Origin of the sequence: Planococcus plakortidis, from assembly GCF_001687605.2 — a bacterium.
Lineage (GTDB): Bacteria > Bacillota > Bacilli > Bacillales_A > Planococcaceae > Planococcus > Planococcus plakortidis.
Genome location: NZ_CP016539.2, coordinates 2,932,073 through 2,952,819, shown reverse-complemented (window position 1 = coordinate 2,952,819; position 20,747 = coordinate 2,932,073). Strand labels below are relative to the sequence as shown.

Genomic DNA, 20,747 nt, shown 5'->3' with positions numbered 1-20,747 from the left:
AAGGGGATGAATTTGAATGGTGAAAATGATAATGACCAAGGTGCAGAACGATGCAATCGATTTCGAGGCGGAACATATACTCATAAAAGGCGCTCCCGGTAGTGGCAAAACCACAGTCTTGCTCTATAAATTATTGAAATTGATGAAGACGAATCCTGAAGCGAAAATCCTTATGATCACTTACAATAAGACGCTCACCAAATATGTGAAAGACTTCTTTGAATCAAAGGGTGAAGCTACGGAAGGAATCACGATTTCCACATTCCATGGGTGGGGATGGCGTCTTCTTTTGAAAATGAATGGTCGGAAGCCCAATTCCTCGCCGAAAACTGTAGACGAAGCCTTTGAAGAAATCTATTCACAAAGAAAAAAGGTTTCCAAGCATAGATTCTATAAAGAGGATAAATTCAAGAAATTCCTTGAAGAGGAGGTTCAGTGGATAAAAGGTCAAGGTATAGACAACTTGGAAGACTACAAGCAAGTAAAAAGAAGTGGGCGGAATGCTCGGTTGAGTCAAGAGGATCGGAAAGAAGTCTATCGATTCCTGGAAGCCTTCGATTCACTACTGGCTAAGAAGGGAATCATTCCGTTCGATGATTATGCCAACATCCTTTCCGGCAGAATTGATGAGATACCTTCTAACTTTAAATATGACTTTATCTTGATTGACGAAGCCCAGGACCTTAATCAATCGGAGCTTTCACTATTAAGGAAATTGAATCCGAAAAGTCTGGTTGTTTCAGCTGACATGGGGCAGAAGATATACAAGACAGACTTCACCTGGAAAAGCGTAGGTATAAACGTGGTGGGAGGACGGACGAAGTCATTGGAGGAAATGCACCGTTCGTGCGTAGAGGTTGTGAAGCTAGCCCAGCCCCTTTATAAAAAGAATCTTTCAATTGGAAGTAATAAACAGGCCGATGACAAAGAAGAATTGCTTATGCCGACAAGGGAAAGCGGTATTCCTCCCGAGCTTCACGTCTATAAGGATACAACAGCGGAATTCCAGGGGGTTGCAGCCTCCGTCAATGAAATTTGGCGAAGCAGTAAGCGGGATATAACCATCGGGATATTAGTGCGTAATGTAAAGAGCCTTTATGCGTTGAAAAGGGTATTGCCCCCGAATCTGCCTGTTGAAATAATCAATAAAGATGATGGGAATTCTTTAAAGCCCGGAATTAAATTGGTAACGATGCATTCAGCTAAGGGGTTGGAATTCGATGTAGTCTTCATTGTAAGACTTACAGAAGGGAACTTGCCGTATTTGACCAAAGAAATGGATAAGGAAGATGTAGAAGAAGCGGCCCAGTCAGACAGGAGATTATTGTATGTGTCCATGACACGAGCCAAACATCAATTGGTGATGACGACCTATGGAGATAAGAGAAGTCGTTATCTGGATGAATTGAATCCTGAAGATTACAAGTTAAAAAGAAAGTAAGTTGCTGTAGGAAGAGGAAAGGGAAGCTGAAATGAATTCATTTCAGCTTCCCTTTCCCCATTTCTGTAAATTCATTTAAGTTTCTTTGTTATTTCCCCTATATATTCCCGATCAATCCAAAATGCTTGTTTCGTTATAGGCTGTCCATCAGGCAAGATAATTCGGTCACCAGCATTACGCGCTCTAGGTCTGACATGACAAAGTCCGTTACTTTGCGGGCCTGGAAGATTGTTCGAGATTCCCCTATTGGTCTTCTTCAAAAGAACTCCTTCTTCGAGAATGGCTCGTCCTTCCAACCAAAAATCTTTCAGCCTACCCTCGATTTCCTCCATGGGCATGTTCCAGAGGTGAACACCTTTAAAATAGAGGTTCCTGTCAGGGTTTTCGCGTAACGTCTCTTGGTATCCGAATACAACCAATAGATATTTCGTTTCTTCGAACATAGTGCGTAACAAAGAAGTTTCCCATTCTTCATTTATCCATTCCTGGAAGTTGATAGTATGGAACGACATATGTTCCTTCGGTTTCCCGTCCGGCTCTAGCCTAACGGTCTTGAATTTGATGTTGGCCTTGGAGAATTCCTCTATATCTTCCAGAGAAGTCCCTTTGACCCCCAGGAGTGAACTGACGAACAGCGGTAGGAAAGATTTGGATTTTGTATTCAGTGGGGCGTCAGCTTCCTTGGCGATATCTTCAACAGCCATTCCTTCATATTTCTTGAACCGATCTGACAACAATTGGCCAAGACTTTTCTGCTGCAATTCGTCGGGCTCCGCGATGGGAACAAGATGTTCAGCTGTAATCAATTCACGGATAAGTGTTGTCATATATGACGCCTTCAAAGAAAAAGCGCGCTGCATGGCTGGTTCGGGACTGAATGGCTGGGTCCGAATGGATTTTCGGTTGGCCCCCTTGGTGCATGCACCGAGGTATGCAGTGTCGCCTTCCGAAATGAGGTGCGCTTGTCCTGCCTTTATCTTGGCAACGATTATCGACCAGTCATTCCGGATTACTTGAAGGTCGGATTCTGAAAATCTGTGCAAATGGGATTTCAATATCCTGTAGTTGCCTCTTGGAATATCGGGAAGCCATTTATAAAACATTAGAAGGAGGGATTCGTTCTTTCTCCAAAAACTTGAGTCCTCGAAGGAATTGAGTGCTTCTTTGTGAAAGTCGATGATATTAAGAACGAGTCGCTCTTTGGCGCTTAGTTGCCCATTTTTCAACTCCTTGACGGGAGTAACCTTCAACTCAATACCGAGTTCTGCAAAATCAGCCTCTGCATTGGAATTGACTTCGTATCCGAAAAAACTTTCTTCGATGATTTGGCCGAGATGCCCCTTGGCTTTCTCATTATCGATACGTCCCGTTCTATCAATTTCATAAAAGCTCATACCTTCGGCTTCCTGAGCCCTAGATAATAACTCAATTTCACTCTCGAACCTCATGGAATTCCCCCACTCTTTTATTTCCCTATATTTTAACATGAAAAAAGCTGACATCTATGATGATGTCAGCCGAACACTGGGAATTCCATTTGGATTCCATGCACTTCATTAGCTTTTTCTATTTCTTCGATACGGATCCCCATGCGCTCTATCAAGTCCACCACGAGGGCATTACCCATGCAGAAGTACCGCATGCGATCGTTCATGCCGGCGGTCCAGTTGTCGGGGAATCCATTAAGCCTTTCACATTCGACCGGGGTCAAGAAGCGCTTCTTCCCATCCACTTCAACGATATGTGTGCTCCGGTTGATGGAGCCTTCGCTAGTCAACATGGTACGGCCCGGCTTATCCAAATCGTCCGTAGGAGACATCCCGCCTTCGGAGAAGTGATAGACATGGCCATCGGCGGTCTTGCGTTCGATCTTCTTGGGGCCGCGCAAGTAAGCGAATTTCTCGCTGTTCGCATCGGTGAGATAGAACTTCTCGGGCACCGCTTCTTCATCGATCAAAATATCCTTCAACGGAATCGGTTCTTCCAATGTAGGTGAGAGATGGGCAGTGAAGACCTTGCCTTCACGCATATATCCTGAGTTGTGGAATCCGTATGAGAATTCGTCTGAAATCTCCACGATATCCGACGGTAATTCGACGGAGGAGATACGATTTTTGTAAGGCTCTTTCTCGACTGGGAAAGGCTTGGCGAAGAATCCCTCATTGAAGACTATGTCATCGGGTGAGAAAACTTTCTGGTTATTATCGAAAGATATCCCGTTTCTATATGCAAAGATGAAGACCCGACGACGCCGTTGAGCCATCCCGTATTCGGCGGCATTGATCACCCGCCATTCGACGGAATAGTTCAAGTCCCGGAAGGTCGCCAGCATGACCGCGAAGTCCCTGCCTCTCTGGGAGGAAGGGGATTTCAGAAGGCGGTCGACGTTCTCCAACAGGACATATTTGGGGTGTGTGTTCTCGATCACCCGCTTGATTTCCCAGAAAAGGACGCCTTTTTTCCCCTGAATCCCTTGTTCCCCTGATTTGCTGCGGGCTACCGAGTAGTCCTGGCAGGGGAAGCCTCCGACAAGCAGGTCGGCACGGAGGTCATGGAATGTATCGTCGGATACCTTGGTGATATCCTCGTTTGAATGGATTCCCGTATCGAAATTGCGCGCATAGCAATCGAAGGCATCCTGGGCTTTCCGTGAAGGTTCCCATTGGTTGCCCCAGACCACTTCGAAGAGTTCGTGGTTGGCTTTCTGCAACCCCAGGCGGAAGCCGCCGACACCGGCGAAGAGTTCGATGACCCTGAGTTTCTTAGTTTGTTCCATTTACCGAACATCCTTTCGGTTTTTCTTAATTATAGCGAATTATCGGGGAAAGATCAATAAATATCCGTGAAAACCTTAATTTTATATAAAAACTTTCGGTTATTCCATCAATCCGACTCCTTATATCTTCTCATAGCTGCCTGGATGAATTCCAGTGTCGAATCGACTGTTTCATCCAGGTTCTTGCGTATGTCATGCTCCCAGACCCTGAGCACGTGCCAGCCCAGATCGGTGTAATGGGCATCTACCTCTAGGTCGCGTTCCTTATTGCGCGCTATCTTCGCATCCCAGAATTCCTGGTTGCTCTTCGGGCGTTTGTAATGGAGAGGACAGCCATGCCAGAAGCAGGAATCGACGAAAATGACCACCTTGTATTTCTTTATGGCGACGTCCGGTGTGCCGCGCAGTTTGCGGACATTCTTGCGGAATCGAATGCCTTTATGCCAGAGCGCTTTACTGAAGATATTCTCTAACTTGGATTGAGCCCTTATCGAACCCATTATTTTGCTTCGTTTTTCCTTGGAGATTTTGTCCGGCATCGGAATCAGCCCTTTTTACTGATACATTCCTCCTGGCAGTTCGGTGTAAACGTTCCTGCGTGGAGCGGATTGGCTCAGTGGATTGTAATTGGTAGAATTGAAGAAAACTATCTCGAGTCTTACTCTATATGGAAGGAAGTTAATATGGCTGGATACATTTTCACCTTGAATAATGAGGATTCATTACATGAAATGATTGTCAATGGATTTTACAGCACCTATTTGAATATAAACACGGGCCATTGGAAAGCTCATCACTAAGGAACTTTCGCTGATTACCTTTCCATGTCGGAAGGTGACCACGTTTACTTTTTCATCAAAAGAAAAATATTCGGAATCGGAAAATTGAGAAACGTCGGATTTGATTGCAAGTACCTGAACTTTCCTGGAGCAGACTCACCGGAAGCACCTAAATATAAGGACGTGAAGAGTAGCATGCTACTCGATGGCTCCAGTCGCAACCTTGATAACAGGGTTCTATGCACATTCAGCGGAACTCCCGCATTCTTCAAGCACGGAATCGATATGGACGAAGTGCTCATGTCAAATCCCGAAGCATTCAAGATGCTCAGGGTATTGTGGAAGAGGTCTTTCATCAAGATAGATGACAAGGAAGACGCAGCCCTTTTCGATGTCATACTTAAAACAAATGAAGGAGCGTTGGGGATTGAATCGGAAACTTTTACGGAATCCCCGAAGTTACATGATCGGATCAGTCGATTGGTCGGTGGAAGCTACGAAGCGAGTGCGGGCAATATACTCGATCTTGCTTCGATGGGGGAAAGAATCAAGCATGAAATGGCGATAGAAGCAGGGGTGATTGAATATGTCAAGAAGAACCCTGGCGGCATATTCGGTAATTGGGACTACCTATCGCATCAAGTGGTAGCTTCTCCATTCAAGCCGGTCGATTATATGGATAAGATGGATATCTTCGGCTACCGTCGTATTTTCCCCTACAAGACCATATCTAAATACCTTGTCATAGAATTGAAGAAAGGGATAGCTGACAAGGAAGTCATCCACCAGGTCATGAAATATGTCGATTGGGTTAATCAGGAATATGCGTATAAGGATTATTCCATGATAGAGGCTTTTGTAGTAGCGAGTGATTTCCCAACTGAAGTCGTTTCCTTGAAGGACGAAGTGGGGACACGGATTTTCGCTAAAGGAAGCCGACCGGTCAAGACTGAGAAATGGGCCAAGTTGAGGCTTATAAAGTACCGTTTCAACCCTACATCGAAGCAATTGGAATTCACCGAAGTCCATTGAACAAATCCAAAGCAGCCTAATGGAAAACAGCTTCTTCCGAAATGCAGTAGGAGACCTGCTTGCTACCGCGAGACAGCAAAGATTGCGCTATAAGTAACAGCAAGAACTCACCTTGCACCGGAAATACAAGCGCAAAGACGTCTGCCGCTTGTTGAACTGGGATAATGACGAGAGTTCGACTATTTACGGATACAAGCCAAAGCACGGCACCTGTCCGATCTTAGTGGCTTACCATAAAAGCGAGGAAGTCGAATCGAGCGTTGCCTATGGAGATGATTTAATCAACCAAGAAACGCTGCATTGGTTCACCCGCAGCAACCGTACACTCCAATCGGACGAAGTCCAAAAATCATTCGCTCCGAAGAGCTCGGCATGGACATCCACATCTTCTTCAAAAAAAATCACGATGAAGGCGGCGATTTCTACTACCTGGGCCAAGCCTCACCCGATCAACACTCCATCCAACAATCGCTCATGAAAGACAAAAGCCACCGGGACACCCCGGTGGTTCAGATGGACATGAAGTTGAAGAATTCGGTGGAGCAGAAGCTTTATCGGTATTTGGTGGAGTCCTTTTGAAGTCTATCTTAGGTCACTTGGAATGATTGTTGCCGTTAGCTTTAAAAGTTTAAAATAGATTTTCTCGAAAAAAGATATAACTCGTTGATATTTCTGAATTACAACTAATATAAATAATAGAGGATTATCTATATTAAACAATAAAAAGTATGAACATATTAGATGGTATGAAATATAAAATTAATAAAAAAACCAATCGAAGAAATCGATTGGCTGTTAAAGATATAACAATTTCTAAACTTAATCGTTGTGGCGTTCATTATAAGACCAGTTGGAGGCATCGTCGTCGAAATCAAAATCTCTGGAACGTGTCGGCAATGGTTCGTATGCGTGTGGATCTTCTTCTCTGTTGTAGCCATATTTTCCAAACTTCGGTTTAACTACTGTTTCAGGTTCGGCATTATCTTCAATAACTTCTTCGTCTTCTAAAACGTCTTCATTTTCCTTCAGTAGTTCCGCCCAATAGCGAACAATGATGGCGATAGGTTCTTTGCCGTCAGAGAAGTCGTTCTGCTTTGATGCTACGTCCATAAAAATTTCATAAGGAAAATCCAGGTGAATCGGTCCGATGAAAATGTCATCACCGTATAAGAAAGCATCGGACAAAATCCCGATTTCTTCCTTATATTCTCTGTTGAATTTGTTTCCGTATGTATGGGCAATCAAGTGCTCAATTTGCTCTCTACTTTTCTCTTTAAAGGCGATGTCTTCTTTGCCTTCAGGAGTGTACTTGTAAGTGTTGGGTCTTGGAGTTACATCAACTCCGAAGCGGCCACATAAAACAATTTTAGGGTCGAATTTCAATTCCTCTTTATCGAGGTCTGCTTCGATTTCATCAAGCAATTTGCCTATTATCATCTGCATTTTTCTGTAATCTTTGTAGACTATTTCATCTTCCATCCAACCCCCCCTTTGCTTCCTTAATTATCCCATGTGAGGTGTTTACTGACTAGTTGTTTTCCAAGAAAATTTTCTTGAAATTACTCTTCTCTGAGACCAGCCTTGCGCTCCAAAGCCTTCATTAAATCCGCTTGGGACGGCTTCGTGTACCTGAAGAATTAATGTGAAATAAGAAAAATGACCCTGTGGAAAAATCCCACAGGATCATTTTGATGAAAGCTAGTAAATGGTTGGTCACGGAAGGAAACCCGTAAATGGAAGCAGCTGTGATATTCCTGTTTCTTTTTCTATTTCCACCATTCTGTTTTCCAGTAGCCATCATAAAAAGTACGATTAATCCAAGTAGCTACTTCATCAAAGATTTGTTGAAGGTTAGCTGCTATTTCTTCATTATGGTCAGACACTTTACTTAATAGGTTTAGATACCTATTCCTCAATGAAGGGTGATATTGACTAGGTTCTTCAGGGGTTTTATCATAAAGAGCCAGCATTAATATTACCATTAGCGGAGCCAATAATTCATTGTTGTTTCTTTCTTTCTTCCCTTTAATTAATAAATCAAATCCAAAATTATCTGCAGCAAATTCATCTAAATGCATTTGATCAAAAGTAACATCCGTTGGTATGAATTTTGATACAATGTTTCTTCCATTCGTTTCTGTATGTTTTAAGAAATGATGACCAATTTCGTGACCTAATACAAATTTCATCCCTGCTTCAAACAGATGTGATGCTATGTGTACTCTAGGAGAGTTACGATCCACTTGCTGATCCGCTTCCGACTGTGCCAATTCTGTGGCTTCTTTTATCAGTGCTTCCTTATCAACCAAAAACCATAATAACTTAGCCATTTCTGGAAGTAGCTGAGCCCTTTCTCTCAAATCTTTAATTTTCCTACCATAAACGTGGTATGCAACAAGTTCAGAGATAAACTGAATATCTAATTCCATTCCGAAATGCATTGTAATTAAATAGCCTTCAAAGCCATCATCCATATTGATTGCTTCTACATCGACTCCCAATTTTCCAAGCATTCCAACCCAAATTAGTTTTAGCTCATTAACCAGGTCGTCCTCTGCATTGTTATCATTTTCTGCAGCTGTAATAAAATCTAGAATTAGACTATTGATAAAAAAGTCATTACTGTACCAGATTTCTCGCCCTAAACCAAAATTTATTGCATCTCCAAATTCTTCTTGTTCTTCTAGTATTTTAAGCATTTGATTTTTAAGGTAAGGATTTTCGTCCTCATGTATGGCTTCGGCCAAATGATTATCCCAATCTCCCACTCCGCCTAAGAATCCATCTAAAAATCGTTCATATGCCGATTTTTTATCTCCCATTTTGTTCCTCTCATTGTCTTTTTTCATATAATCATACTATAAAATGGCAAATAAAATTCTTTTAACTTGTGTTTTTTTTATCAAAAACGATGGTTTTTGAGAGTGTTGAGGAGAAGGTGAAAATCTTCTTCTTTTTTATACTCTTTTTATATCAAAACTCATATCAAAAACTATGTGTCGTAAACGAATGTATTTGATATAATTAATCTGATAACAGAAGTGGGAAGAGGGATTTTATGATTATAGGATATGCTCGAGTCAGTACGATTGATCAATCTCTGAATTTGCAGTTGGATGCTTTAAAAGAATTTGGCTGCGAAGAGATTTTCCAGGAGAAACTATCTGGAGCAAAAGATGATCGCCCTGAATTGTTACAAGCAATTAAGATGTCACGAGCTGGTGACAAGTTCGTAGTTTACAAGTTAGATAGATTAGCAAGATCCACAAAGCGATTGATTGAAATTGCAGAACTACTTCGAGAAAAAGGAGTAGAGTTCGTCAGCATCCAAGACAATATCGATACAGGGACGGCTGCAGGAAAAGCGATGTTTGGAATGCTATCGGTATTAGCTGAATTTGAAAGGGATATTATTCGTGAACGAACGATGGCTGGATTGAAAGCCGCGCGTGCAAGAGGGAGAAGGGGAGGAAGACCAAAAGTCAATCAGCAGAAGTTAAATCAAGCAACTGCCCTTTACCATTCGAAAAGAATGAGTGTTAAAGAAATACAAGAAGCAACAGGTATTTCTGCAGCAACATTATACAGGGAACTGAAAAAAGAAAAAATTGAAAATATATAGTTTTACCAAAAGGAGGCTGGAGATGGAAATTCCTATTGAAGTTGTTTCTGATGAAAAAGGTTATTTTGATAGAGAATGTCCGCACGAAGAATGTGAATTCGTTTTCAAAATTTACATTTTAGATTGGAAAAATAAAGTTTCTGATGAAAAAGTATATTGTCCTCGTTGTGGACATACAGCACCTTCCGATTCTTGGTGGACGCAAGGTCAGCTTGATAGTATGAGGGATATAGCTAGACAGTGGGCAATCAATGAAGTTCAGAAGACTATACACGAGTCTTTTAAAAAGATTTCAAGAAATTCAAATAAGTATGTAAATATTAAATATAAACCAGGAAAAAGAATTTCATTCCAAAACAATCCGATTGGTCAACTTGAAGAATGGGAGCTTATAATTACTTGTGAACAGTGCGAAACCAAAACAAGTGTTATAGGTACAGCATATTTTTGTCCATGTTGCGGCCATAATTCTGTAGATCGGGTATTTAATGAATCTATAGGTAGGATTGAAAATCAACTTAATTCATTAGATGAGATGCAAGGAATTCTTCAAGAAATATATAATAAAGATACTTCGACAAATATGGTTCAGAATATTATCGAGACTAGTTTGAAGGAAATCATTTCCGCATTTCAAAAGTTTGCTTTTGAGAGCTTTAAAAAAAATTGCAAAAAAACAGTAAGACCGAATGATTTTCAAATTGTCTATAAAGGTAGTAACTTGTTTAGAGATTACTATGAGGTAAGTTATGAGGAATGGCTCACAAATGAAGAAATTGACTTTTTAAATTTGATGTTTCAAAGAAGACATCTTTTAGAACATAATAATGGCATGGTTGATGATATGTATTTGAATAAGTCAAATGATACTACATATAGAGTAGGTCAAAGACTAGTTTCTAAAAAAGAATATGTGATAAAACTTTTAAAGGTAATAAAGAAATTATCAGAAGGAATCCATAAAACAACAAATCTAAACTTGAATTAAATTTTGAGCATGAAAATTAAATGCCTTATTTTAATAAAATTACAATTGAGGTTCTTTATGAAAAATAAGAATGGAGACTGATTATAGATTGTGAATCGAATTAGCGAAATAACAAAACGTGATATTCAGAAAATGTTTAAAAACGGAATGGAAATAGTAGAATTATGGGATCCTAAAAAAGTTACTTATCCTTATCATGGAGAACTGGATGAAATAGATTTCCTTAAAAGAATATACAACTTGGAAGACATGATAAGTGAGGACCCTAGGTATTCAAACGCTGAAGAAGATATTTGGCAGCACACAAAAAACAATGATGATTACACAGATTGTTGGGTATTTGAAGATGATCGATTCCAACTAATGAATGGTGACGACAGAAATTACTTAAAATTCATTTGTGAAATATTTCATCCAGCCGTACGATATGAAGGGGGATATTGGAAAGAATTCCTTAATGAAATAAATAAATTATTAAAATATGATGGATATGAACTTTATGTAATTGATCAAATATCTAACCGCGATATATACGATTGGAAATTATATAAACAAGAAAATGAAATATTTATTCCCTTTTCTGAAAGATATAAAAAAACAATAAAACAAAAACAATTGCCTCTTAAAATTCAGAAAGAAGTAAGAAGGAAAATTCATCATTTACTATTGCAATACGATTATTCCGAAAGGAAAAGTGTCGAAGGTTATCAATATAATGAATTACTAAGTGAAAGCTTCTTTAATGAAATAAGAAAGTTTTATATACCAAAGTGCTTCAAGGAAAATAATTATGTAGAAACCAACAGTTTAGAAGATTTTGTCTTATCCACTTCTCCTCATTGTGTAATTGATGTAGTAGAATTTTTTGATAGAAATAATAATGATAGTTTTATGAAAGAAATTAATTTGATTTTTGAATTAAATGATTTTTCTTTGAAGTTGAATAATGGAAAAATTGAAACCAAGCTAGAAGGGCCTTTTGTAAAGACTTCTTACAATCTAATTGATGAAGTTGGACTCCAAGAGTTGCTCGAAGAAGCACATAGATATTATGAAAAAGAAAACTTTAGAATCGCAACTGAAAAACTTTGGGATGCTTTTGAAAGATTAAAAACTTATTATTCTCCACAATTGGACAAGAAAAAGTCAGCAAATAAAATTATTAGCGAGATAAGTGGTGAAAAAGAGCATTTTATAGAAATGTTTAAGAAAGAGTTTAATGATCTTACTGTCATCGGAAATAACTTTAGAATCCGGCATCATGAAACTACTAAAGTAGATATTAGTGACGATAGACATTATGAATACTTTTATAAACGCTGCCTCTCATTACTTACGACTGTTTTTCAGTATTTATATAATAAGAAAATTATTTAGGTGCTGTTAATTAGTGTATCTCTCACATTCCGATTGCGATTGAAGTTCGATATAAGGATAATATAAGTGAGTTTCTACTATATAGAATGTATAAAAAACAGTTCGTAAAAGTATAAGTTAATGTTAGAACGTTCGGTAATGGTGTAGACACCTTTGCGAACGCTCTTTTTTGTACTTTTAAGTGCTTACCAAAGCGTTCGTAAAAGTGTACTTTTACGAACGGTTTTACTTCCAGAATTATCTATCTATTCATTTGGAATTTGAGTATATTAAACTAAGAGGTTCAACTATAGTCTTACGTTAACTAGACAAAATTTCTCTCATTAAGGGGACTTAGAATATGAAAATGTATTTAAGGTATATTTTTTTAATATTAGTAATTACTATTGCTGCCATAGATACTTGGGGAGAAACGAGTAAAACAATTATGTATGTAATAGCTCTTATAAGCACACTTGCCCTAATTATTATGGAAATCAGAGAGAAGAGTGAAAATTAAAAGGATGAAGAGAAGATGCGAACACTATCACATTTTTTCTCCTCTTTAGTATAGATGTACTTTTTCAAACACTTTTCTTCGAGAAAGCAATACTGATCATCTCATCTATATATTATGGGAATTAATGTTAATCTAAATGTAGAGAATGTTTGGAAGTGAATGTAACTTAAGTGCAGATAAGTTACATTCAGATCAAGCAAGTAACTAAGAGAGGCACACGGTAAGATAAATTTTCATACTGGAGATGAAAATGCGATGAGTAGATGCAAAGAAGAGGAAATCATATTCGATACGATGCGTGAAGCTGATGTATGGGCTGATTCAATTGCAAATGAAATGTACGGAAGGCTTTATGATAGTTATAGTACTCCTGACTATAAAATAGCTTATGCTTTAGCTTTCAGATTAGCTGCCATCGAAAACTGCAGAGTATATACCAAGGATGAAAATGCGGAAAATAAATATAAAGTATATGCTGCATTTGATGATTCAAACTCATAAATTCCTTGAAATACAATTTTTTTATAATCTTCAAGTCATCTAAAAACATCGATTTTGAATGTAACTTAATGTGAATTCAGTTACATTCAGTTTTAAGGAATTTCTTTTCAAAAAAGGAGCAAAAAAATTAATGGAGCTACAAGAGTATTTACATACTACTTTTCCTGGGCTGGCTTTAAAACCAAGCCTTTATCTTCAATGGAAAACTGGCATTCATTTCGAACTGGGATTAGGGATCTATCAGTTTGAAGAAGGGGACAAACTGAATCTGCACCGGTTTGAAAATGCATATAAGCAAACCTTGGCAATCTTCAATGACCTTTTTTCTAAAGAGGATGAATTGGTTTTAGTAACGAATGTCTACCACCGAAAAAATGCCAACGGAAGAACAAAACCGTTCAAGGTATATAAAAATGGCGTCAAAAATAAAAAATTGGCTTTACAACTAAAGCTAAACACACTGCCCTATGTTTTCGATGAGGAAGAAGAAGCAGAAGACTACTACACTGCGCAGTATCATTTGAAATGCAGGAAAAATGATTTACGCTACCATCAGCTGATCCAGGCTGCCTGTAACGAAGATTTTCCCTTGAAGCCTAAATTTAGAAGAGAAAAGGGGATGTATTATCCTGATACATTTTTCATCAACCTCACCAAGAATGCGATCTTCTTTATTTACGATGATCGAGGGTGTGAAGTGATTGCAGCTGATAAAGAGACATTGCGCCCGTTGTATGAAAAATATTCTGATTGGCTCTATGAATATAACCGTGAAGATATGAAACAGTTGTTTGCGTAACCAGTTAGGTCCAAGAAAATAATATGCTATTGCTTTGATCTGAATGTAACTTAATCCTAATTAAGTTACATTCAAATTTATTATTTTATTGACTTAATTAATAGATCTAGAAAAGTAAACTTTCTAGAAAAAATGATACATTAAAAGTCTTTGTTTTACTGGTATTTCATTGCGATATGCCTGCTCGTTTCCATTTGCCAAAAACACACAATTAATTTAGAAAAAGTCATATTCGCAACAAGTAGGCGGAGGCTGAAGATTTTGAGAGAATATAGGATTGGTCTTATTTTATCTGCGGTTGTTTTTATTCTTCTTTTGAGTGTAAATACGCAATTTTACCACAATGTGATGCCTTTAAGTGCTCCCATCACTCTCTTAACGCTTCATGTCATGATTTACAGATATCTTATACCCGAGAAAAGATATGGAGTCTACTTCTTTTTTGTCCTAATGGTGGGGGTATCCATCATCTTTTCGCTACCAAAATACACTCATCAGCAAGCCCAAGAACAAATTTTGGTTACTTATGGCTTAGATATGGAGCTGACCATCCAGGAAAATTTACCACTCGATCGGAATGAAGCCTGGAATCCCTTTGCCCCTAATTGGGGATACGCTTTCTTGGGGACCGTTCCGTCAGTTGAAGAGGAGCATACCTCACTTCTCTTTATACCAGACACTGGCAGGATTTTCGAAATTACTCCTTAATAACGCGTTTTCACTCTATAGTTTACATATCATGAGGTTATCGGAAGCTGTACAAAGAAAAAAGGCAAGAAGAAGCTAATTCTAGCGATTCTTCTTGCCTTAATGATTATCGGCTAGCCAGTACTTTTACTAGTGCGTCGAGGCATAGACAAAATCAGGCGTCATTAACATTTACATATGACCCCTTATCGGAAGAAGCTTCAGCTTCTTCTTTTTTTATTCGGTAAAGTGCCTTTTTTACGAACAATCGAAAAACAAGTGTATAAAAAAATTAGCGAACTAAATAAAAACAAGCACTGTGGTTACCAAAGAATTAATCAAATGGAGATAACTTTTAAAATTACCATTTGCAGTTCAATTTAAGAATCACTTTAGATTACCAAACCCCAAAGAAAATGGAAGGTTTCATTCTCCAGCAGAATCATAAGACCCAATCCAATGAAGATAATCGGTACAATCCAGCGCTCCCACTTCTCGATCGTTTTCGAAACCTTTTTAACGGATGCTAACTGGTAACTGAGATAACACAAGACGGCAACTAGGATGGCAAAGACGATCAGCATTACAATGGTTTCGCTTGGATTCAGAGTGGAAAAATACGGTATGTAAACACCGAGGTTATCGCCGCCGGCCGCCAGAGTAATGGCGGTGATGGTGATAAACAAGCGATTGGGGTTTCCGGAAGACAAACGGGAGAGGATATTCTCTTCGTTGTTCTCGTCTTCTTCTCGCTTCCAAATGCGAATACCTAGATAAATGGGGATGAGACCCAATAAGCCCACCAAGTGAGGGGGCACAAGCGTTAGACCGTACGCAGCTAAAAGGCTGACGCCTACCAAAATGGCAGTTCCTAGATACTGGCCGATGACAATGGATTTTAACTGACCTTTTTTCAACGTTTGTGAAAAAAGAATCAGCAAAATGATAACATAATCAATACTGGTCGCAGCATAAGCGGCAACCGCGGTGAAAATCGTACCTATCAGCATTACCAACTCCTTTGTGAATATAGTGCTCCCTATTACAATTCTAATACTTAGACATTCAAACGAAAGTTTGATTATCTAAGTGTATGAATATACCGATAGCTTGTCAATTATATATTCAAGCGGTCGTTTTAGTGTTTTAGCATATTTCTTCAAATGAAAAGAGAACGAAGGAAAATATCACATTGAAGATCAAATTCTGCTATTTCACCGTCAATATTGCTCACCTAGAGTTTGAAGTAAAAAAATGCTCAGAACTGCGCGATTTGATGTTCTTCATTGTCATTGACAAGAACAAGAGAGTCATAAAAATCTATAATAGCAACCAGTTGAGGTGAGGGGCAACTCTTCTGGTGAATACGGATGGAAACATAGAGAAAATCGTCGCCGGGAAAATGTTTGAGGAAGATATTCAAAGCTTTATGAAACAAAACAACACGACAGGTCTTTGAGAAAAAGATGGACACCTACGAATTAATTTACATTGCAAAGCGCCTAACCGTTTAATCTTCAGGCGCTTTAATCTGTTCAACTATATTTTTCCCATAACTTAAACTTCTAGGTAATCAGAGTTAAAGTTTGCATATCATTATATTTATCTGAGGCTGTATAAACAGAAAGGAAATAAGATGTTATTTGCAACAATTTTTCTTTCCTTCCACAGTTTTGAGTTTTTCAGTGAACTGTGCGATGTCATTGTTTCATACTTCTAATCTTATAGCAGTAATGTATTAAGCAGATTTCTTAGTGATCCCTTGGATTTATCGCTTCGAGCTTAATGCAAGGAGTGAAGGGGAGATTCCCAGACTTCTTTAAAAGCACTCTGGATACTTTTCCTCCGTTCGGATTCAAACTCAAGATTAATAGGGTAGCACTTCCGTTATGCTTTTAAAGAATAATCGATCGAGCGCACGTTCTTTCTATTATAAAAGGAGTTTTTTCATGAATATAGTTGAGAAGTTTCAAACCATCATTATTTTGACAGCAGTGGGGATCGGTCTATTGATGGGGCAGGTCCACTTTTATGAACAATATGCAGAATCCTTCATCGTGCCATTTTTATTGCTGATGCTGTATGGATTATTTTTAATCACTCCATTGCAGCACCTGAAGGATGCTTTTAAAAATCGCAATTTTTTCACTGTCAGCATGCTTACCAATTTTGTCTGGACGCCTTTAGTGGCCTGGGGACTTGGGGCAATCTTCCTTGCGGATCATCCAGCCCTGTGGATTGGGTTTATCATGCTGATGGTGACACCTTGTACAGACTGGTACCTGATGTTCACTGCCATTGCGAAAGGGAATGTACCCTTATCCATGTCCGTTTTGCCGATTAATTTGATTCTGCAGGTCGTGCTGTTGCCGGTTTACCTATTCATTTTCGCTGGCACGATTGAGCCAATACCATTGTTGACCCTTACCGAAAGCATCATCCTGGTACTGATTATTCCATTTGTCCTGGCGCATTTGACGCGCTATGCTCTGCGGAAGAGGAAAGCCTTCTTGAATGAGAAACTCGTCCCTTTTTTTGCTACGGCACAGATTTTCTTTTTATCTTTGGCGATTATGGCGATGTTTGCTTCGCAAGGGAAGTACCTACTCACTAATCTTGAAGTCATTTCAACCTTGCTGCTGCCTGTTTTATTGTTCTTTGTTGTTAATTTTATTTTGGCGCAAACAGTAGGGAAAGCCCTAAAGTTTTCCTATGAAGATACGGTGAGCTTAAGCCTGACGACTATCGCACGTAATTCGCCTGTTTCATTGGCCATTGCAGTTGTCGCCTTTCCGTATCAGCCTTTAATCGCCTTGGCCTTAGTTATCGGTCCGTTGATCGAATTGCCCATTCTAGCACTCGTCTCTCAGTTGTTGCTTTCTACAAGGAGAGGAAATATAGGAGAAAGCTAAATAGGATATCCGTTTCACAGGCCAAGGGTCAAAGCTTACTTGAAATTAGCCGAGGGCGACATCAAGGATCATCATAATTGTAAACCCAACCATTAAACTCATCGAAGCCAAATCAGAGTTTCCTTTTTCTTGGGAGCTTGGAATTACTTCTTCGACGACTACAAAAATCATTGCACCTGCTGCTAAGCTCAATGCATAAGGCAGTAAAGGTTCGATAAACACCACTGCCAGCGCACCGATGATGGCGGCGACTGGTTCAACCATTCCAGAGAATTGACCGTAAAGAAAGCTTTTTCGCCGCGAAAATCCATCGCGTCGAAGAGGCATGGAGACAGCTAGGCCTTCTGGGAAGTTCTGGATACCGATGCCGATTGCCAAAGCAATTGCACCTGTTAGAGAGGCCGACGGAAATCCTGCAGCCACAGCTCCGAACGCAACGCCGATTGCTAGCCCTTCCGGAATATTGTGGAGTGTAATGGCAAATACAAGCAAAGAACTCTTCTTTCTTTTAGCTGAGTGGAATCCCTCAGCTTTTTCTAAGGATGCATTTGGATGAAGGTGAGGGAGGACTTTATCTATTGACCATAAAAATATGCCACCCAGTAAAAATCCGATGGCTGCAGGCATCCAAGCTGGAAAGGAACCACCTTCCCCCATATCAATGGCAGGAGCAAGAAGCGACCAATAACTTGCCGCAATCATTACCCCTCCAGCAAACCCGAGCATGCTATCCAGGAAACGTTGATTGACGCCTTTTGTAGTAAATACTAACGCCGCCCCTAGTGCCGTCATGCCCCATGTAAATAACGTGCCAATAAATGCTTGAACAACCGGATCTAGATCTTTAAATAACTCTATCATTCTAATTTTCCTCCTATGAAAAATATATTTCTAAAAACTTGATTCTTTGTTTTGTTTTCAGTCAGAAATTTCGGTTCAGTTAATTAAATCCAATAAAAAAAGCTAAGTAAAGCTCACTTCTCCATGAGCTTCATATATCAGCTTCTTTTGAAAACTTGTATGGTAACTTGATTCATAAAGCAGCGCGTTAATTAGAGATGTATTCATTTAGAGCTATCTTGACTTTACGAACGGATGGCTGAACGACTCCAGGGTCGTAATAATGTTGAATGTATTTTCTATAATCTATTTGCTGGAAAAAATCTTGTATTCTTCCCTTTTCAATAAATATATTATTGTATATGCTGTGCTTGTCACTAAACTCCGAAACTACATATTTTACTTATGGTCGATTTATCATTTGGAGCTTGTATATCTTTTCGGCGTTTACCTGATTAGTTTGAAGTCCTTAAATTATTTATACTGCCTATGAAGCAATTAGCTTTGTGTTTGATTAACTGATGGGAGTCTTAAAAGTTACCAAAAGCAAGAGTCAAACAAGTATAGCATGTGTGATTTCCGTTTCCTTGGCTCAATCATCGCTTCTTTTTTCATCGAACATTTTTATATGAAGTTAGTTAATAGATTAACTTTATTGAATGTAAATAAGTGTGTGGGTGTTAGTATATCCTATTAAAGTAATAGCTTAATCTATTGGTTTAGTTTCGAAATATAAAAAGTAAGGAGATTTATTAGTGAAAAATAAAAATGAGTTTTCTTTTTCGAATTTAGAAACTAGGGTCATAAAAGAAGTCAGGAAATGCTTAGCAGAAGAGAAGAAAGAAACACTGAGTAGTGGACTTAGATTTATAACGTATTTTTTGAGGAATTCTACTTCCTACGGAGTGCTAGTCAAAAATACTAAAGAGGTAGAGAAGGATTTGAATTTGTCGACTTATCGACTTACTAAGATATTAAAAATTCTTGAATGCCATCAGATTATATACCGTAGAAAAGGCATTATTGGGCTATGGAGAACTTGAGACTTGTTTTATTCTTCTCAGTACGGATTATTGCGGTTAGCTAGAAAAGCATCGTCTCCTAGCCATTTTTGCTGAATTCATTTTTAAAGTTGAGAACTCTGATAATCAGGTGATGGGCTAGAAAAATACCAATTAAATCGATGCCCACATCAAAGAGCCTACCGTTTCTATCGAAAAACAACTGAAAAACTTCTGAGAAAAAGGCAAACGATGTGCATAAAAACCAGGAATAGAAAGTTTGCTTTAGCCAAATGAACATTAAAATATATAGAATCCCAAAGGATAACAAATGGCCAGTTTTTTGTGCTAAGTAAAAAGCATCATTGAAAGCAACGTCACTAAATTTCAGTAATTCAAGAAAATTAGGCTGCAAGTTTATCTGATATTCTACAACTTGATCAACTAAAAAAGCATATGCATCGCTTGTGGACATCACCGCTAAAATCACTGATGCCCATAGAATTATTAAAAAGAGAGGGAATCGCATCGACACTGTCCTTTCTTAGTTTAAGTAGAAACCCAACTAAATTTTCGAAAAGGTTTTGAATAAGACAAAGACAAAAGGGATCAATTAAAGTATTTAATCTTTTCTGAGGCGGATTTTAGTATAAAAACCGTTAAACATAACAGGGCTTTTGTCTATGAGCTTTAGATAATATTTGTTTTCTTCGAACAAGGCTTCAAAATTCAAGGCGATATCGGTCCCAAGTATTTTGACGAAAGGCCTGGCTAGTCTTCGTCGAACTGAAGAGCTTGTTTCAATTGAAGAAAATTTATCGAAAATAATGAGTTCCCCACCATTTTTAAGTACGCGTGTCATTTCTCGCAAACAACTATTCGGATCAGGTACAACAGAAAGTATCAAGCTGGCAATGACAAAATCAAACTGATCGTCATCAAAATCCAGTTTTTGAGCATCCATTTCTAAAAAACTAATAGCAGAATCAGGATATTTTTTGCGCGCCTTTTCTAACATGTCGAGAGATAAGTCAATCGCGGTAATAGTAAAGTGTTGAGGATTGAATAACTCCAAGTCGGCTCCTGTCCCCACTCCTACAAATAATAGATTTGAGTGCTTTTCAAACTTCACATCTTGGAAAACTTTCTTCCTGGCTTCTAAGAAAGGCCCAGTATTGAAGATCTGATCATAGATAGGCGACCAAATCCTATACATTATTTTATTCCAAGCATTGTTCACTCTCTCTACCTCCCAGTTAGAATGTCCATATTTGGTATAGGCAAGGATAGAACAGATGAAAAGGAGTTTGACATTCCTTTTTCTCTGTCACATTCTTTATCTCTTCCTTAATTTCCTGCTTGCCGAAACTCTTCTTCATAAGCAATTATGGAAATTGCGCCTATCATTTACCAAGGTGTATTTCATGAGCTTTGGGGAATATATAAACTACTCAGTGACATGGAGTGAGTTAAGCCTTGGGTGAAATCAAAAT

19 protein-coding genes and 1 pseudogene are annotated in these 20,747 nt (G+C 38.8%); 11 read left to right on the top strand and 9 right to left on the bottom strand.

Annotated elements, in window-relative coordinates; translation table 11 throughout:
• Window positions 1-16 precede the first annotated feature (16 nt).
• Window positions 17-1,441 (top strand): UvrD-helicase domain-containing protein, encoded by a 1,425-nt coding sequence (locus BBI15_RS14730; protein WP_068870689.1) that lies wholly within the window; start codon window positions 17-19, stop codon window positions 1,439-1,441.
• 71 nt (window positions 1,442-1,512) lie between these two features.
• On the opposite strand, the gene BBI15_RS14725 is transcribed toward BBI15_RS14730, so the two are convergent.
• The 3 genes from BBI15_RS14725 to BBI15_RS14715 form a co-directional block, all read right to left on the bottom strand.
• Complete coding sequence (locus BBI15_RS14725; RefSeq protein ID WP_068870687.1) at window positions 1,513-2,889, bottom strand: Sau3AI family type II restriction endonuclease; 1,377 nt, start codon at window positions 2,887-2,889, stop codon at window positions 1,513-1,515.
• A gap of 65 nt (window positions 2,890-2,954) precedes the next feature.
• Entirely contained in the window at window positions 2,955-4,217 is a 1,263-nt protein-coding gene (dcm, locus tag BBI15_RS14720; RefSeq protein ID WP_068870685.1) for a DNA (cytosine-5-)-methyltransferase, read from the bottom strand.
• Window positions 4,218-4,324: 107 nt separating this feature from the next.
• Window positions 4,325-4,756: a very short patch repair endonuclease gene (locus BBI15_RS14715; RefSeq protein WP_068870683.1), complete on the bottom strand. Its 432-nt coding sequence runs from the start codon at window positions 4,754-4,756 to the stop codon at window positions 4,325-4,327.
• 285 nt (window positions 4,757-5,041) lie between these two features.
• On the opposite strand from BBI15_RS14715, the gene BBI15_RS14710 reads away from it, so the two are divergent.
• Together BBI15_RS14710 and BBI15_RS16835 are read left to right on the top strand one after the other, a co-directional pair.
• Window positions 5,042-6,028, top strand: coding sequence for a PDDEXK family nuclease (locus BBI15_RS14710; protein WP_208599434.1), 987 nt, complete (start codon window positions 5,042-5,044; stop codon window positions 6,026-6,028).
• 112 nt (window positions 6,029-6,140) lie between these two features.
• Window positions 6,141-6,607, top strand: a pseudogene (locus BBI15_RS16835) (DUF3427 domain-containing protein).
• A gap of 240 nt (window positions 6,608-6,847) precedes the next feature.
• On the opposite strand, the gene BBI15_RS14700 reads toward BBI15_RS16835, so the two are convergent.
• Both BBI15_RS14700 and BBI15_RS14695 read right to left on the bottom strand, forming a co-directional pair.
• Window positions 6,848-7,507 (bottom strand): hypothetical protein, encoded by a 660-nt coding sequence (locus BBI15_RS14700; RefSeq protein WP_068870679.1) that lies wholly within the window; start codon window positions 7,505-7,507, stop codon window positions 6,848-6,850.
• A 287-nt stretch (window positions 7,508-7,794) separates the two neighbouring features.
• Window positions 7,795-8,850, bottom strand: a complete 1,056-nt coding sequence (locus tag BBI15_RS14695) for a M48 family metalloprotease (RefSeq protein ID WP_068870678.1) — start codon at window positions 8,848-8,850, stop codon at window positions 7,795-7,797.
• Window positions 8,851-9,086: 236 nt separating this feature from the next.
• On the opposite strand from BBI15_RS14695, the gene BBI15_RS14690 reads away from it, so the two are divergent.
• The 7 genes from BBI15_RS14690 to BBI15_RS14665 all read left to right on the top strand — a co-directional run bounded on the left by BBI15_RS14690 (window position 9,087) and on the right by BBI15_RS14665 (window position 14,522).
• Window positions 9,087-9,650 (top strand): recombinase family protein, encoded by a 564-nt coding sequence (locus BBI15_RS14690; protein WP_068870676.1) that lies wholly within the window; start codon window positions 9,087-9,089, stop codon window positions 9,648-9,650.
• Window positions 9,651-9,672: 22 nt separating this feature from the next.
• A complete protein-coding gene (locus tag BBI15_RS14685; protein ID WP_068870674.1) occupies window positions 9,673-10,638 on the top strand; it encodes a hypothetical protein in 966 nt (321 codons plus the stop codon).
• Window positions 10,639-10,728: 90 nt separating this feature from the next.
• Entirely contained in the window at window positions 10,729-12,015 is a 1,287-nt protein-coding gene (locus tag BBI15_RS14680; RefSeq protein ID WP_068870672.1) for an AbiJ-related protein, read from the top strand.
• Window positions 12,016-12,355: 340 nt separating this feature from the next.
• Window positions 12,356-12,514 carry a hypothetical protein gene (locus BBI15_RS16470; RefSeq protein ID WP_157101673.1) on the top strand — a complete coding sequence of 53 codons (159 nt, stop codon included), beginning with the start codon at window positions 12,356-12,358 and terminating at the stop codon, window positions 12,512-12,514.
• Between the two features lie 255 nt (window positions 12,515-12,769).
• A complete protein-coding gene (locus BBI15_RS14675; protein WP_068870671.1) occupies window positions 12,770-13,015 on the top strand; it encodes a hypothetical protein in 246 nt (81 codons plus the stop codon).
• Window positions 13,016-13,145: 130 nt separating this feature from the next.
• Window positions 13,146-13,814: a DUF3885 domain-containing protein gene (locus BBI15_RS14670; RefSeq protein ID WP_068870669.1), complete on the top strand. Its 669-nt coding sequence runs from the start codon at window positions 13,146-13,148 to the stop codon at window positions 13,812-13,814.
• A 261-nt stretch (window positions 13,815-14,075) separates the two neighbouring features.
• The gene (locus tag BBI15_RS14665) at window positions 14,076-14,522 is read left to right on the top strand and encodes a hypothetical protein (protein ID WP_068870667.1); all 447 of its coding nucleotides are present in this window, start codon (window positions 14,076-14,078) and stop codon (window positions 14,520-14,522) included.
• 371 nt (window positions 14,523-14,893) lie between these two features.
• Here BBI15_RS14665 and BBI15_RS14660 read toward each other — a convergent pair whose 3' ends face one another.
• Window positions 14,894-15,508: a CadD family cadmium resistance transporter gene (locus BBI15_RS14660; protein WP_068872617.1), complete on the bottom strand. Its 615-nt coding sequence runs from the start codon at window positions 15,506-15,508 to the stop codon at window positions 14,894-14,896.
• Between the two features lie 942 nt (window positions 15,509-16,450).
• Here BBI15_RS14660 and BBI15_RS14655 point away from each other — a divergent pair.
• Window positions 16,451-17,413 (top strand): arsenic resistance protein, encoded by a 963-nt coding sequence (locus BBI15_RS14655; protein WP_068870666.1) that lies wholly within the window; start codon window positions 16,451-16,453, stop codon window positions 17,411-17,413.
• 45 nt (window positions 17,414-17,458) lie between these two features.
• Here the strand turns inward: BBI15_RS14655 and BBI15_RS14650 are convergent, their stop codons facing one another.
• The 3 genes from BBI15_RS14650 to BBI15_RS14635 all read right to left on the bottom strand — a co-directional run bounded on the left by BBI15_RS14650 (window position 17,459) and on the right by BBI15_RS14635 (window position 20,494).
• Window positions 17,459-18,274, bottom strand: coding sequence for a ZIP family metal transporter (locus tag BBI15_RS14650; protein ID WP_068870664.1), 816 nt, complete (start codon window positions 18,272-18,274; stop codon window positions 17,459-17,461).
• 1,080 nt (window positions 18,275-19,354) lie between these two features.
• Window positions 19,355-19,783: a VanZ family protein gene (locus BBI15_RS14640; RefSeq protein ID WP_068870660.1), complete on the bottom strand. Its 429-nt coding sequence runs from the start codon at window positions 19,781-19,783 to the stop codon at window positions 19,355-19,357.
• A 93-nt stretch (window positions 19,784-19,876) separates the two neighbouring features.
• Window positions 19,877-20,494: a class I SAM-dependent methyltransferase gene (locus BBI15_RS14635; RefSeq protein WP_068870658.1), complete on the bottom strand. Its 618-nt coding sequence runs from the start codon at window positions 20,492-20,494 to the stop codon at window positions 19,877-19,879.
• Window positions 20,495-20,747: the final 253 nt, after the last annotated feature.